Origin of the sequence: Acidovorax sp. 1608163, assembly GCF_003669015.1 — a bacterium.
Lineage (GTDB): Bacteria > Pseudomonadota > Gammaproteobacteria > Burkholderiales > Burkholderiaceae_C > Acidovorax.
This window is the reverse complement of record NZ_CP033069.1, coordinates 1,799,372-1,814,375: the sequence shown is the minus strand read 5'-3', so window position 1 is coordinate 1,814,375 and position 15,004 is coordinate 1,799,372. Positions and strand designations below refer to the sequence as shown.

General features: G+C 64.9%; 14 protein-coding genes. All 14 read left to right on the top strand.

Going from position 1 to position 15,004, the window contains the following annotated elements:
- Positions 1–2 precede the first annotated feature (2 nt).
- The 14 genes from pheA to mnhG all read left to right on the top strand — a co-directional run bounded on the left by pheA (position 3) and on the right by mnhG (position 14,931).
- The gene (gene pheA / locus EAG14_RS08175; protein ID WP_121728558.1) at positions 3–1,133 is read left to right on the top strand and encodes a prephenate dehydratase; all 1,131 of its coding nucleotides are present in this window, start codon (positions 3–5) and stop codon (positions 1,131–1,133) included.
- Entirely contained in the window at positions 1,112–1,996 is an 885-nt protein-coding gene (locus tag EAG14_RS08170; RefSeq protein WP_099655821.1) for a prephenate dehydrogenase/arogenate dehydrogenase family protein, read from the top strand. The genes pheA and EAG14_RS08170 overlap by 22 nt, the downstream gene beginning before the upstream one ends.
- Complete coding sequence (locus tag EAG14_RS08165) at positions 1,997–4,027, top strand: bifunctional 3-phosphoshikimate 1-carboxyvinyltransferase/cytidylate kinase (protein WP_121728557.1); 2,031 nt, start codon at positions 1,997–1,999, stop codon at positions 4,025–4,027.
- Positions 4,028–4,060: 33 nt separating this feature from the next.
- Entirely contained in the window at positions 4,061–5,887 is a 1,827-nt protein-coding gene (gene rpsA / locus EAG14_RS08160; RefSeq protein ID WP_371414406.1) for a 30S ribosomal protein S1, read from the top strand.
- Between the two features lie 165 nt (positions 5,888–6,052).
- Positions 6,053–6,382, top strand: coding sequence for an integration host factor subunit beta (locus EAG14_RS08155; protein ID WP_099658683.1), 330 nt, complete (start codon positions 6,053–6,055; stop codon positions 6,380–6,382).
- Positions 6,383–6,610: 228 nt separating this feature from the next.
- Positions 6,611–6,940: a lipopolysaccharide assembly LapA domain-containing protein gene (locus EAG14_RS08150; protein WP_099741440.1), complete on the top strand. Its 330-nt coding sequence runs from the start codon at positions 6,611–6,613 to the stop codon at positions 6,938–6,940.
- Entirely contained in the window at positions 6,930–8,087 is a 1,158-nt protein-coding gene (gene lapB / locus EAG14_RS08145; protein ID WP_121728556.1) for a lipopolysaccharide assembly protein LapB, read from the top strand. The genes EAG14_RS08150 and lapB overlap by 11 nt, the downstream gene beginning before the upstream one ends.
- A gap of 49 nt (positions 8,088–8,136) precedes the next feature.
- A complete protein-coding gene (locus EAG14_RS08140; protein ID WP_121728555.1) occupies positions 8,137–8,538 on the top strand; it encodes a helix-hairpin-helix domain-containing protein in 402 nt (133 codons plus the stop codon).
- A gap of 167 nt (positions 8,539–8,705) precedes the next feature.
- Positions 8,706–11,660: a monovalent cation/H+ antiporter subunit A gene (locus EAG14_RS08135; protein ID WP_121728554.1), complete on the top strand. Its 2,955-nt coding sequence runs from the start codon at positions 8,706–8,708 to the stop codon at positions 11,658–11,660.
- On the top strand, positions 11,660–12,046 hold the full coding sequence (locus EAG14_RS08130; RefSeq protein ID WP_099655828.1) for a Na+/H+ antiporter subunit C: 387 nt from the start codon (positions 11,660–11,662) through the stop codon (positions 12,044–12,046). Before EAG14_RS08135 ends, EAG14_RS08130 begins: the two co-directional genes overlap by 1 nt.
- The gene (locus tag EAG14_RS08125; protein ID WP_121728553.1) at positions 12,043–13,791 is read left to right on the top strand and encodes a monovalent cation/H+ antiporter subunit D; all 1,749 of its coding nucleotides are present in this window, start codon (positions 12,043–12,045) and stop codon (positions 13,789–13,791) included. The genes EAG14_RS08130 and EAG14_RS08125 overlap by 4 nt, the downstream gene beginning before the upstream one ends.
- Positions 13,788–14,288, top strand: a complete 501-nt coding sequence (locus EAG14_RS08120; RefSeq protein ID WP_099655830.1) for a Na+/H+ antiporter subunit E — start codon at positions 13,788–13,790, stop codon at positions 14,286–14,288. Before EAG14_RS08125 ends, EAG14_RS08120 begins: the two co-directional genes overlap by 4 nt.
- Positions 14,285–14,563: a K+/H+ antiporter subunit F gene (locus EAG14_RS08115; protein WP_099655831.1), complete on the top strand. Its 279-nt coding sequence runs from the start codon at positions 14,285–14,287 to the stop codon at positions 14,561–14,563. Before EAG14_RS08120 ends, EAG14_RS08115 begins: the two co-directional genes overlap by 4 nt.
- A complete protein-coding gene (gene mnhG / locus EAG14_RS08110) occupies positions 14,560–14,931 on the top strand; it encodes a monovalent cation/H(+) antiporter subunit G (RefSeq protein WP_099655832.1) in 372 nt (123 codons plus the stop codon). Before EAG14_RS08115 ends, mnhG begins: the two co-directional genes overlap by 4 nt.
- The last annotated feature ends 73 nt before the right edge of the window (positions 14,932–15,004 follow it).

Below are 15,004 nucleotides of genomic sequence, written 5' to 3'. Positions count from 1 at the left end.
CCATGAATACTCCGCAAGCATCCCCCGATCTCGCCAGTCTGCGCGTTCAGATCGACAACATCGACCAGCAACTGCTCACGCTGCTGAACCAGCGTGCGCTGGTGGCCGAGCGGGTGGGCGAAGTCAAAAAGCGCGAAGGCACGCCCTTTTTCCGGCCAGACCGCGTAGCGCAGGTCATTGACAAGATCCAGACCGCCAACCCCGGCCCCCTCAAAGGCGCGCATGTGGCCGCCATCTGGCGCGAAATCATGTCGGCCTGCCTGGCGCTCGAATCGCCCCAGCGGGTGGCCGTGCTCGGCCCTGAAGGCACGTTCTGCGAGCAAGCGGCCATCGAGTTTTTCGGCGGTGCCGCCGACTTGATGTACTGCGCCAACTTCGACGAAGTCTTCCACGCCACGGCCGCTGGCAGCGCGCAATATGGCGTGGTGGGGGTAGAAAATTCCACCGAAGGCGTGGTCACCCGTTCGCTCGACCTGTTCCTGCACACCCCCACGCATGTGGTGGGCGAAGTGAGCCTGCTGGTGCGGCACAACCTGCTGCGCACCAGCAATTCGCTGGACGACATTGAAGTGGTGCTGGCCCACCCTCAGGCGCTGGCGCAATGCCAGTCGTGGCTGACCAAGCACCTGCCGCACGCCGAGCGCCGCCCGGTGTCCAGCAACGCCGAAGGCGCGCGCCTGGCGACGACCAACCCCGCATGGGCAGCCCTGTCAAGCGAGCGGGCGGCCACACAGTTTGGCCTGCACATCGTGGCCCACGCCATCCAGGACGATGCGTACAACCGCACGCGTTTCGCCATCATCTGCCTGCCCCACACCCTGCAGACGCCACCGCCCTCGAGCAAGGACTGCACCAGCCTGATCGTCTCGGTGCCCAACCAGCCCGGTGCAGTGCATGACCTGTTGGTGCCGCTCAAAAAGCACGGCGTGTCCATGACCCGCTTCGAGTCCCGCCCCGCACGCACAGGCCAGTGGGAATACTATTTCTACATTGACCTGGACGGCCACCCAGCCCAGCCCCATGTGGCACGGGCGCTGGAAGAGCTGCGAGGCCTCTGCGCGTTCTACAAAGTGCTGGGACCTACCCCGTGGCCTCGTGAAGGGCGCTCGCGATGTTTGAACAACTTGGACTGATTGGCTGTGGCCTCATGGGCGGGTCCTTTGCGCTGGCGCTGAAAAAGGCGGGTCTGGTCAAAAGGGTCGTGGGCTACAGCAAGTCCCCCTCCACCACCGATCGCGCACGCCAGATGGGCGTGATCGATGTCGAAGCGCCCTCGGCCTTGCTGGCAGTGGCTGGGGCAGACATTGTTTTGGTAGCGGTTCCCGTGTCTGCAACCGAAGCCACCCTCAAGGCCATCAAGCACTTGGTCACCCCCCAAATGCTGGTGATGGATGTGGGCTCCACCAAGGCCGATGTGGTGCAGGCCGCGCGCCGTGCGCTGCGTGACCAGGTGGGCTCTTTCGTGCCCGCGCACCCCATCACAGGGCGCGAAGTGGCAGGCGTAGAGCATGCAGATGCAGAGCTGTACTACGGCCGCCAGGTCATTTTGACCCCTACCGAGCGCACCCTCACTGCACAGCTGTTGCAAGCGCAAGAGGTGTGGCAAGCCATTGGCTGCCGCGTGAGCAGCATGTCGCCTGAATCGCATGACACCGCCTTCGCCGCCGTCAGCCATCTGCCCCATCTGCTGGCGTTTGCCATGATGAACAGCCTGACCGGGCAGCCCGAAGGCGACGAGTTTTTGTCACTGGCAGGCCCTGGGTTCCGCGACTTCACCCGCATCGCCGCTGGCGAGCCCAAGATGTGGCGCGACATCATGCTGGCCAACCGTGAAGAGTTGCTGGCGCAATCCAAGGTCTTTCAACAAGCCCTGGCGCAGCTTGAGCAAGCCATTGCCAACGGCAACTCGCAGGCCCTGGAAGACATGCTGACCCTTGCCAGCGAAACCCGCGCCCACTGGCGCATGGGCGCCCAACGCACCTCCAAACCACGCTAAATGTTCACTACCGCCTTCCTGGACCTCCCCGCTCTCGACGCTGCTGGGGGTGAAGTTCTCTTGCCGGGCTCCAAAAGCATCTCCAACCGGGTGCTGCTGCTGGCGGCCTTGAGCCTGGGCACCACCACCGTGCATGACCTGCTGGCGTCAGACGATACGCGCGTGATGCTCGACGGCCTGCGCAAGATTGGCTGCGAGGTGGTGGAAGCAGGAAGCACCGTGCACATCACGGGCTTGGGCGGCCGCAAGCCAGTTTCGCCCACAGCCCTGTTCATGGGCAATGCAGGTACGGCCATGCGCCCGCTCACCGCAGCCTTGGCCCTGCTGGGCGGCGAGTTTGAACTCTCGGGCGTGCCCCGCATGCACGAGCGCCCCATTGGCGACCTGGTGGACGCCTTGCGCCAGCTCGGCTGCCAGATCGATTACCTCGGCAACCCGGGCTACCCTCCGCTGCGCATCGCCCACGCCCAAGGGGTGCCAGCCCCGGCGCTGCGCCAACCCATCCAGGTGCGCGGCGATGTCTCCAGCCAGTTCCTCACGGCGCTGCTCATGGCACTGCCCCTGGTGGCCACCACCCAGGCGGTGCACATCGAGGTTGTGGGGGAGCTGATCTCCAAGCCCTACATCGCCATCACCCTGCAGTTGCTGGCGCAGTTTGGCATCCACGTCAGCCACGACAACTGGCAGCGTTTCACCATTCCAGCGGGTAGCCAATACCAATCGCCCGGCAGCATCCACGTCGAGGCGGACGCATCTTCCGCTAGCTATTTCATAGCACTTGGCGCTATTGCATCCAGCGCTGAAGCCGGAAACAGCATCAAGATCATGGGCGTGGGCCTGCACTCCATCCAGGGCGACATCCGCTTTGTGGAAGCGGCCCAGGCCATGGGTGCACAGGTCACCGGCGGCCCCAACTGGCTGCAAGTGCAGCGCGGCACCTGGCCCCTCAAAGCCATTGACCTGGACTGCAACCACATCCCCGACGCGGCCATGACACTGGCCGTGATGGCCCTGTACGCAGAAGGCACCACCACCTTGCGCAACATTGCCAGCTGGCGTGTGAAGGAAACCGACCGCATCGCCGCCATGGCCAAAGAGCTGCGCAAGCTCGGCGCCACGGTAGAGGAAGGGGCGGACTACATCCAGATCACCCCGCCCGCCCGCGTGCAGGACTGGAAGGCCGCCAGCATCCACACCTACGACGATCACCGGGTTGCGATGTGCTTCTCGCTGGCCACCTTCAATCCGGCCAAGTTGCCGGTGCGCATTGAAGACCCCAAGTGCGTGGCCAAGACCTTCCCGGAGTATTTCGAGGCCTTCCTGGGCACCACCACGCTGCCCACGGCGCGCATCCCGGTGATCTGCATCGACGGCCCCACGGCCTCTGGCAAGGGCACCGTGGCCGCCGAACTGGCCCGCCGCCTGGGCTACGGCTTCCTCGACTCCGGCGCCATGTACCGCATCACGGCCTATGCCTCGTTGCAAGCGGGCCTGCACATTGATGCTGCGCATGAAACGCAAATTGCCCAGTTAGCCCAAACCCTGCCAGTGCGCTTTGACAACGGCCATGTGCTGCTGGGCGCTGAAGATGTCACCGAAGCCATTCGCACCGAAGAAGCGGGCATGAACGCATCCCGCGTGTCCGCCTTGCCTGCGGTGCGCGCAGCCTTGGTAGACCTTCAGCACAGTTTTCAGCGCCTGCCCGGCCTGGTGGCCGATGGGCGCGACATGGGCACCGTGATCTTCCCAGGCGCCCCTTTGAAGGTGTTTTTAACGGCCAGCGCGGCCTGCCGCGCAGAGCGCCGCCATAAACAGTTGATTTCAAAGGGTTTTCAGGCTAATATCGACGACCTCCGTGCAGATTTGGAAGCGCGCGACGCCCGGGACAGCTCCCGCAGCGTGGCGCCTCTCAAGCCCGCACAGGATGCTCTGGTGCTGGACAACTCCTCTTTGACGATTGAACAAGCTGTCGAACAGGTACTTGCCTGGTGGCTAGAGCGTCAACCTTTTGCAGCCTCTGCACAGGGTTGATTCGGCAAAGCCGCAAGGCGTTGCCACAGGCCCATGCCGCCCCTCTCGCGCGCCAGCGCACCGGTGGCCTGGATCTTTAACCTAACCGCGGTCACACCGCAAAAAACCACCGCAAGCAGCTATAAAAACAGTAGCAATAGTGCTACTGGAATCCTGTTTGTGGCAAGGAAACACATGTCCGAATCTTTTGCCGCCCTTTTTGAAGAATCCTTGCAGCGTACGGAAATGCGCCCAGGCGAAGTCATCACCGCTGAAGTCGTGCGCGTTGAGCACAACTTTGTGGTCGTGAACGCTGGCCTCAAGTCCGAAGCCTACGTGCCGCTGGAAGAGTTCAAGAACGACAAGGGCGAAGTTGAAGTCCAAGTCGGTGACTTCGTTTCGGTGGCCATCGGCTCCATCGAAAACGGTTACGGCGACACCATCCTGTCGCGTGACACCGCCAAGCGTCTGGCTTCCTGGATGAGCCTGGAAAAGGCCCTGGAATCCGGCGAATTCGTCACTGGCACGACCAGCGGCAAGGTCAAGGGCGGCCTGACTGTCCTGGTCAACGGCATCCGCGCATTCCTGCCCGGTTCGCTGATCGATACACGTCCGATCAAGGATCTGACGCCGTACGAAAACAAGACCATGGAATTCAAGGTCATCAAGCTGGACCGCAAGCGCAACAACGTGGTGCTGAGCCGCCGCGCTGTGGTGGAAGCCTCCATGGGCGAAGAGCGCGCCAAGCTGATGGAAACCCTGAAGGAAGGCTCCATCGTTCAAGGCGTGGTCAAGAACATCACCGAATACGGTGCGTTCGTGGACCTGGGCGGTATCGACGGCCTGCTGCACATCACCGACATGGCATGGCGCCGTGTGCGTCACCCTTCCGAAGTGGTGACCGCTGGCCAAGAAATCACCGCCAAGATCCTGAAGTTCGACACCGAAAAGAACCGTGTCTCGCTGGGTCTGAAGCAAATGGGCGACGACCCATGGATGGGCGTGAACCGCCGCTACCCACAATCGACCCGCCTGTTCGGCAAGATCACGAACATTGCCGACTACGGCGCGTTCGTCGAACTCGAACCCGGCATCGAAGGCCTGGTGCACGTGTCTGAAATGGACTGGACCAACAAGAACATCGCTCCCGCCAAGCTGGTTTCGCTGGGCGACGAAGTCGAAGTCATGGTTCTGGAAATCGACGAAGACAAGCGCCGTATCAGCCTGGGCATGAAGCAATGCAAGGCCAACCCATGGCAAGAATTCGCCCAGGACACCAAGCGCGGCGACCGCGTCAAGGGTCCTATCAAGTCGATCACCGACTTCGGCGTGTTCGTGGGCCTGGCTGCCGGCATCGACGGCCTGGTGCACCTGTCCGACCTGTCGTGGAACGAAACCGGCGAAGCCGCTGTTCGCAACTACAAGAAGGGCCAAGAAGTCGAAGCCATCGTGTTGGCTGTGGACGTGGACCGCGAACGCATCTCCCTGGGCATCAAGCAGCTCGACGGCGACCCATTCACGACCTTCGTGACCGTGAACGACAAGGGCCAGACCGTGACCGGCAAGGTCAAGACCGTGGACGCCCGTGGCGCTGAAATCGACCTCGGCGAAGACATCGTGGGCTACCTGCGTGCTTCGGAAATCTCCCGCGACCGCGTGGAAGATGCCCGCAACGTGCTCAAGGAAGGCGACGAAGTCACTGCTGTGGTGGTCAATGTGGATCGCAAGACCCGCAACATCCAGCTGTCGATCAAGCAAAAGGACATGGTTGACCAACAAGAAGCCATGCAAAGCCTGTCGCAGCAATCGGCCCGCGAAAGCGCCGGCACGACCAGCCTGGGCGCCCTGCTGCGCGCCAAGCTGGACAACTCGGAAAAGTAAAACTGCGCTGACCGGGTAACCGGTCGGATGGCACCGGGCGCATGAGCGCCCGTTGCACAGGAGATTGTTGAATGTCTCTGTGCAGCGGGTCACTTATGCGCCCGTTCTTATTCCACCAGCACATGTTTCACACGCACTTGCACTACGCACATGCCACAAGACTCCATGACCCGATCTGACCTTGTTGAAGAACTGGCCGCCCGCTTTGGCCAGCTCACCCACAAGGACGCCGAATACGCCGTCAAAACCATTCTGGACGCGGTGGGCGATGCCTTGGTCAAAGGACACCGCATTGAGATTCGGGGTTTTGGCAGTTTCTCGGTCAACCACCGCCCCCCACGCATGGGTCGCAACCCGCGCAGCGGCGAAGCCGTTCACATTCCTGAAAAGCGCGTGCCCCATTTCAAGCCGGGCAAGGCACTAAGAGAAGCGGTAGACCAACGCACAGAGGCCGCAGAAGCATTGCCCGAAGCACCTGTACGCCGAGTGGGCTAAGCCCGAACGGCACACCGTGCCCACACCCGGCACAGGCTACAGAGCCTCAGGCACATCAAAATTGATAGCTTCTTACGCTTATATATCAAGCGCTAGAGCCTATTTTTGCTGAATATTCAGCGCCCAACGTGCCCGACTACGCACCGTTGCCCAAACAGACACACCACAGAGCACCCGGCGAAAACCCCTCGGGCAAGCTCTTAGAATCGCCCCACCACCGGGGACACCATGAAATACCTCCTGTGGCTGCTCAAGGCAGCCATTTTCTTTACCCTGTTTGCGTTTGCGCTGAACAACCAGCAAGACGCCACGGTCCATTTCTTTTTTGGCACGCAGTGGCGTGCCCCACTGGTGCTGGTGGTGCTCACGGCCTTTGCCGCAGGCTTGGCAACCGGCGTGCTGGGCATGGTGCCGCGCTGGTGGCGGCACCGCAACATCGCCTTGAAGGCCCAAGCCCAGCAGGCAGCGGCAACCCCGTCACCCACACAAGCCACGGCCCCTGCGGCCACTGCACCCGCCTCCACCCCTAACGACTACCCGCCTGTCCATGGAATTTGATGTCACCTGGATGCTGCTGGGCCTGCCAGTGGCCTTTGTCTTGGGCTGGCTGGCATCGCGCTTTGACTTGCGCCAGCTGCGCGCCGAAAACCGCCGCGCCCCCAAGGCCTACTTCAAGGGCCTGAACTTTCTGCTCAACGAGCAGCAAGACCAGGCCATCGACGCCTTCATCGAGGCCGTGCAGAACGACCCCGACACCTCGGAGCTGCACTTTGCCCTGGGCAACCTGTTTCGCCGCCGGGGCGAGTACGACCGCGCCGTGCGCGTGCACGAGCACCTGCTCTCGCGCGGCGACTTGATTGCCGCCGACCGTGAACGGGCCCAACACGCCCTGGCGCTCGACTTTTTGAAAGCCGGGCTGCTGGACCGCGCCGAAGACGCACTGAACCGGCTGGAAGGCACGCCGTTTGAAGCACAGGCCCGTCTGGCGCTGCTGGCCATTTACGAGCGCTCACGCGACTGGCCGCATGCCGCCAGCATTGCCCGCAAGATGCACGAAGCCGACCAGGGCGACTTCAGCACGCGCCAGGCCCACTACCTGTGCGAGCAGGCCTTGGCCCTGAGCGCCCAAGGTGACCGCCCCGGCGCCCAGGCGCTGCTGGAGCAAGCCATTGCCGCCGCCCCCGATGCCGCCCGCCCCCGCGTGGAAATGGCCCGCCTGTTGCAGCTCATGGGCCAGCCCCATGCCGTGCTCGACACCTTGCAAACGCTGGGCGAGCGCACACCGGCCGCCCTGCCCCTGGCCGCCCCGCTGATGGTGGAAGCAGGCAACGCCACCGCACGCCAGGCCGAGGTGCACCAACGCCTGCTGGCGCACTACGCGCAAGCCCCCAGCCTGGACGTGCTCGAAAGCATCGTGGCCATGGAAACGGCCGACGATGCCACCCAAAGCACGGCACGCCAACGCTACGTGCAGCACCTGGACAAAGAGCGATCGCTGGTGGCTGCCGCCAAGTGGCTGGCCGGTGAAAAGCTGGAGCATGACGAGTTCCACCCCCAGATCCAGCGTGCGCTGGACCACGCGGTGAAGCCCCTCACGCGCTACCGCTGCGCGGCCTGTGGCTTTGAAGCGCGCCAGCATTTTTGGCAATGCCCCGGCTGCCAGACCTGGGACAGTTACCCAGCGCGGCGCGTGGAAGAACTCTGAGCGCCCAGCCACCTGCCCTCAAGCTAAGCCAAGCCATCCAGGAGCCACCATGCTGAAGAAATTGCTGATCTCCATCGCCCTGCTTTTTGCATCGGCAGCGTTTGCGGCGGTCGATGTGAACCAGGCCTCCGAGGCCGAGCTCAACGGCATCTACGGCATTGGCCCCGGGTTGTCAGAGCGCATCCTGGCAGAGCGCGACAAGGGCGAGTTCAAAGACTGGGCCGACCTGATTGAGCGTGTCAAAGGCATTGGCGAGAAAACCGCCACCAAGTTCTCCTCGGGCGGTATGACGGTGCAGGGCAAGCGATTCAATGCCACAGCCTGGGCCAGAGCGCAGGAAAAGGCAAAAGCCAAAGCAGACGGCAGCAGCCATGGTGCAACCCGCACCAAACAAGCAGGAGGCACCCCTCCAAGCCAGCCACCAAGCCCCAGCGCGCCGCCCAAGCCCTGACCCAGGCGGCGGCCCGCACGCCGAGAAGGCAGAGTGGGATCCACCACATTCGCCCATGAATGGGCGCTGACAGGTGTGCCAGGCTTTGTTCCGCCTCCCCAAAAAGCCCAAGCCCACACCGCCCTTTTACGCAGGTGCGCCCATGCACCTCCTAGAATGGGCCGGGCATGCCCCTGATCACACTCTTACTCCTTCCCTTTCTGGGTAGCCTGCTGGCGGCAGTGCTGCCCGCCAACGCACGCAACACCGAATCCACCCTGGCAGGCCTGATCGCCGTGTTTTGCACCGTGCAGGCCGCACTGTATTTCCCAGACATCGCCCATGGCGGCGTGCTGCACCAAAGCATCGAATGGATACCGCAGCTGGGGCTGAACCTGGTGCTGCGCATGGACGGCTTTGCGTGGATGTTCTGCATGCTGGTGTTGGGCGTAGGCAGCCTGGTGGTGCTGTATGCGCGCTACTACATGTCAGCGGCCGACCCGGTACCCCGCTTCTTCTCATTCTTTCTCGCCTTCATGGGGGCCATGGTGGGCGTGGTGCTGTCGGGCAACCTCGTCCAGATCGCCCTGTTCTGGGAGCTGACGAGCCTGTTCTCGTTTTTGCTGATTGGCTACTGGCACCACCGCAAAGATGCGCGGCGCGGAGCGCGCATGGCGCTCACGGTGACGGGCACCGGCGGGCTGTGCATGCTGGCGGGCATGCTGGTGCTGGGGCACATCGTCGGCAGCTACGAGCTGGACCAGGTGCTGGCCTCGGCCGCCCAAGTCCAGGCGCACCCGCTGTACCTCACGGCGCTGGTGCTGATTCTCTTGGGCGCCCTCACCAAGAGCGCGCAGTTTCCCTTTCACTTCTGGCTGCCGCACGCCATGGCGGCCCCCACGCCGGTGTCGGCCTACCTGCACTCGGCCACCATGGTGAAGGCCGGGGTGTTTCTGCTGGCCCGGCTGTGGCCCGTGCTCAGCGGCACCGAGCCCTGGTTCTGGCTGGTGGGCGGGGCCGGGCTGTGCACGCTGCTGGTGGGGGGCTATGCCGCCATGTTCCAGCACGATCTCAAGGGGCTGCTGGCCTACTCGACCATCTCGCACCTGGGCCTCATTACGCTGCTGCTGGGCCTCAACAGCCCGCTGGCCGCCGTGGCCGCCGTGTTCCACATCATGAACCACGCCACCTTCAAGGCATCGCTCTTCATGGCGGCCGGCATTGTGGACCATGAAAGCGGCACGCGCGACATCCGCCGCCTGTGGGGCCTGCGGCGCATGATGCCCATCACCGCCACGCTGGCCATGGTGGCCAGTGCGGCCATGGCCGGTGTGCCGCTGCTCAATGGCTTCCTGTCCAAGGAAATGTTCTTTGCCGAAGCCGTGCTGGTCGACGCCACCCCCTGGCTGCAGTGGCTGCTGCCCATCGCTGCCACCGTGGCGGGCATGTTCAGCGTGGCGTACTCCCTGCGCTTCACGGTGGACGTGTTCTGGGGCCCTCGCGCCACCGACCTGCCCCTGGCCCCGCACGAGCCCCCGCACTGGATGCGCGTGCCGGTGGAGTTGCTGGTGCTGGCCTGCGTGGTCGTGGGCACCCTGCCCGCATGGTCGGTGGGCGCCTATCTGGCCGCTGCTGCCCGGCCTGTGGTGGGCGGTGAGCTGCCCGAGTACAGCCTGGCCATCTGGCACGGGATCAACATGCCGCTCATCATGAGCCTGGTGGCCCTGGGCGGGGGCATCGCGCTGTACCTGCTGCTGCGCCAGCAGCGCACGCGCGGCACCATCGACGCACCACCGCTGATGCACCGCCTGAACGGCCAACGCCTGTTTGAAGCCGCCCTGGCCCGCGCCAGCATGGCGGGCCGCGCAGGCAAGCGCCTGCTGGGCACGCGCCGGCTGCAATGGCAAATGCTGTGGCTGGTTTTGGCCGCCCTGGTGGCCAGCACCTGGCCCCTGTGGCTGCGCGGCTTGCACATTGGCGAGCGTGCGGGCCTGCCCCTGTCGCCCATTTTTGCCCTGCTGTGGGCCATAGGCGGGGTGTGCGCCCTGGCGGCCGCCTGGCAGGCCAAATACCACCGCCTGGCCGCACTCACGCTGCTGGGCGCTGCAGGGCTGTGCGTGTGCATCACCTTCCTGTGGTTCTCTGCGCCCGACCTCGCCCTCACCCAGATCGTGGTGGAGGTGGTGACAACCATCCTCATCCTGCTGGGCCTGCGCTGGCTGCCCAAGCGGGACGAGAGCCTGCGCGTGCCCACCCTGGCGCAAGAGCGCCGCACCCAGCTGCGCCGCTGGCGCGACCTGAGCGTGGCACTGATCGCCGGGGGCGGCATGGCCGTGCTGTCGCTGGCCATGATGAGCCGCCCCTTCCCCGAAAGCACCTCGACCTTCTTCCTGGAACGCGCGCTGACCGAAGGCGGCGGCACCAACGTGGTCAACGTGATGCTGGTGGACTTCCGGGGCTTTGACACCTTTGGCGAAATTGTGGTGCTGGGCATCGTGGCCCTCACGGTGTACGCGCTGCTGCGGCGCTTTCGCCCTGCGCGCGAGGTGATGGACCTGCCCCCGCAGCAACGCGCGCTGCCACCCGACGTGGCCACCGACCTGGCCAACCCACGCCAGACGGTGGACACCGCCATCGGCTACCTCACCGTGCCCGCCGTGCTGGTGCGGCTGCTGCTGCCATTTGCCACCATGGTGGCCGTGTACCTCTTCATGCGCGGGCACAACGAGCCCGGCGGCGGCTTTGTGGCGGGGCTGGTGTTCTCGGTGGCACTGCTGCTGCAATACATCGTCTCGGGCACCACCTGGGTCGAGGCGCACTTGCCCCTGTACCCGCGCCGCTGGATCGGCCTGGGCATGCTGGCCGCGCTGGCCACCGGCCTGGGTTCGCTGTGGTTTGGCTACCCCTTCCTCACCAGCCACACAGCGCATTTGCACCTGCCGATGGTGGGTGAGCTGCACATCGCCAGCGCCCTGTTTTTCGACATCGGCGTGTTCACCCTGGTCGTTGGCTCCACCTTGCTGATCCTCACGGCCATTGCCCACCAGTCGGTGCGCAGCCACCGCTTTCATGCCCGCGCAGCCGACGACGATGCTGCGCAGCCCCCCACCCCATCCCCCACAACCCACCAAGGAGACCGCTGATGGAAATGGTTCTGGCCTTGGCCATCGGCGTGCTCACCGGCTCAGGCGTGTGGCTGCTGCTGCGCCCGCGCACCTTCCAGGTCATCATGGGCCTGTCGCTGCTGTCGTATGCCGTCAATCTGTTCATCTTCAGCATGGGCCGCCTGGGCCTGTCGATCGACAAGGAACCCGTGCTGCAACCCGGCCTGCCACAAGACCTGGCCCACTATGCCGACCCCATGCCCCAGGCGCTCACCCTCACCGCCATCGTCATCGGCTTTGCCATGACGGCGCTGTTCCTGGTGGTGCTGCTGGCATCGCGCGGCATGGCAGGCACCGACCATGTGGACGGCGCCCACGCCAAGGATGCGCCTGACTGGCAAGACTCGCACCAGGAGCTGCCATGAACGCCATCACCACCTGGGTGGCGGCGCAGTGGATGCCGCACCTCATCCTCGCCCCCATCGTGCTGCCCCTGCTCACCGCCGGGCTCATGCTGCTGCTGCGCGAAGAGCAGCAGCGCACCAAGATCCTGTTGAACGTGGGATCCACCCTGCTGGGGCTGGTGATTGCCATCTTGCTGCTGTCACAAGCCAAGCAGCCCGGCATGCCAGGCACCCTGGGCATCTACCTGCCCGGCAACTGGCCCGCGCCCTTTGGCATCGTGCTGGCGCTCGACAGGCTCTCGGCCATGATGCTGGTGCTGTGCAGCACCGTGGGCCTGGCTGCGGCGCTGTACGCCAGTGCCCGCTGGCACCGGGCCGGGGTGCACTTTCACCCGCTGTTTCAGTTCCAGCTCATGGGGCTAGCCGGGGCCTTCCTCACGGCCGATCTGTTCAACCTGTTTGTGTTCTTCGAGATCATGCTGGCCGCCTCCTACGGGCTTCTGCTGCATGGCTCGGGGCGCCCGCGCGTGGCCTCCGGCCTGCACTACATCGCCATCAACCTGGCCGCGTCATCGCTGTTCCTGATTGGCGTGTCCATGCTCTACGGCATCACCGGCACGCTCAACATGGCCGACCTGGCGCGCAGCATGGCCGGTGTGGCCGATAGCGACCGCGGTCTGCTGCACGCGGCCTGCGCCATCCTGGGCGTGGCCTTTCTCATCAAAGCCGCCGTGTGGCCGCTCAACTTCTGGCTGGTACCCGCCTACAGTGCCGCCACGGCCCCGGTGGGCGCTCTGTTTGCGCTCATGACCAAAGTGGGGGTGTACGTGATCTTGCGGCTGTGGACCCTGCTGTTCAGCCCGGACGCTGGGGCCTCGGCCCAGTTTGGCAGCGCCTGGCTGGTGGGCGGCGGCATGGTCACGCTGGTGTTTGGCGCCATCGGCATGCTGGGCTCACAGCGCCTGGGGCACCTGGCGGGCTTCAGCGCCATCGTGTCATCGGGCACGCTGCTGGCGGCGGTGGGCCTGGGCCAAAGCCCGCTCACCGGCGGCTTGTTGTACTACCTGCTCAGCTCCACCCTGGCCGTGAGTGCCCTGTTCCTGTTGACCGACCTGATCGACCGTTGGCGCAACGACGGCTACAGCCTCGCCCCCTACGAGCGCACGGACGATGCCCCCTTCCTCTCGGCCGACCTTGTGCCCAGTGAGGGGCTGAACCTGGACGACAAGGAAGAAGCGTTGATCGGCGAGGTGATTCCGGCAGCGGCCGCATTCTTGGGGCTGGCGTTCATCGCCTGCACGCTCGTCATCGCGGGCCTGCCGCCCCTGCCCGGCTTTGTGGGCAAATTCGCCATGATCCATGCGCTGCTGAACCCCCTAGGGCTGGGCGCAGACCTGCCCACAACGGCGGGGGCACTGACCTGGGTCATCGTGGCGTTGATGGTGGGCTCGGGCCTGCTGGCGCTGGTGGCGCTGACGCGGGTCGGCATCTTGCATTTCTGGGCCGCCCATGACCGCGCCGCCCCCAAGCTGCTGGTGCTGGAGGGCCTGCCCGTGGCCGCGCTGCTGGTGGTGTGCGGTGCACTGGCCTGGCAGGCGGGTGCCGTGCTGCGCTACACCCAGGCCACGGCCGACGCCCTGCACACCCCTGCGGGCTACATCCAGGCTGTCATGTCGGCCCAGCCCAAGCCCAACCCGGCCCCTGCCCAAAAAGCCGCACCGGCCAGCGCTGGGCGCCAAGGTTCAGTGCCAGGGGCCCAGCCATGAAGCACTGGCTCCACAAACTGCTCCCCGCCCCGCTGCTGTCCCTGGCGCTGCTGGGCATGTGGTTGCTGCTCAACCGCTCGCTCAGCGCCGGGCATGTGTTGCTGGGCGGCCTGCTGGCGCTGGCCATCCCGGTGCTTACCGCAGGCCTGCGGCCCACGCCCGTGCGCATTCGCCGCCCTGGGGCCGTGCTGCGGCTCATGCTCACGGTGATGGCCGACACCGTGCAATCCAACCTGGCCGTCGCCCGACTGCTGCTGGCGCCCGGGCGGCGTCGCCACCCGGCCGGGTTTGTGCGCATTCCACTGGAGCTGCGCGACCCCAACGCCCTGGCCGCCCTGGCCATGATCGTGTGCATCACCCCTGGCACCGCCTGGGCCGAGCTGGCGCTGGACCGCAGTGCCCTGCTGCTGCATGTGCTGGAGCTGGACGACGCCGCTGCCATCACCGCCCACATCCAACAGCGCTACGAACGCCCCCTGATGGAGATTTTTGAATGAACCCCGTGCTGCAATGGGCCCTGCCAGTGGCCCTCATCATGCTGGTGCTGGCCATGGGCTGCGCACTGGCCCGCGTGCTCAAAGGCCCCTCGGCGCAAGACCGGGTGCTGGCGCTCGATTGCATGGCGCTGAACGGCATGCTGCTGATGCTGGTGCTGGGCTTGCACTACAGCAGCAAAAACTACTTTGAGGCCGCCCTGCTGCTGGCGGTGCTGAGCTTTGTGGGCGCCATGGCCATGGCCAAGTTTCTGCTGCGCGGCGAGGTGATCGAATGAACGCCCACGCCCTGCCACTGTGGCTGGAGGTGCTGGTGGCCGCGCTGGTGCTGCTGGGCGCGGGGCTGGCCTTGCTGGGCTCGCTGGGGCTGCTGCGGCTGCCCACGTTTTTTGAGCGCGTGCACACGCCCTCCATCATTGCCACCATGGGCTGCTGGTGCATCGTGCACGGCACGGTGCTGTACTTCTCGGTGGACGATGGCGAGCTGGCCCTGCACGCCATCCTGATCGCCGTGTTTGTGGCCATCACCGTGCCGGTGACCACCATCTTCCTGATGCGCGCGGCCCTGTTCAGGGCGCGCCAGGCTGGCAAGAACGTGCCCCCCAGCCTGAGCGCCCCGCCTGGCAGCCCCAAGAAAAGCGCTTGAGGCCGAGGCCCTCTGGCAATTGCTATCAATTCAATAGCTGCTAGCGCTTTATTGGAAAGCGCTAGCGGCCATT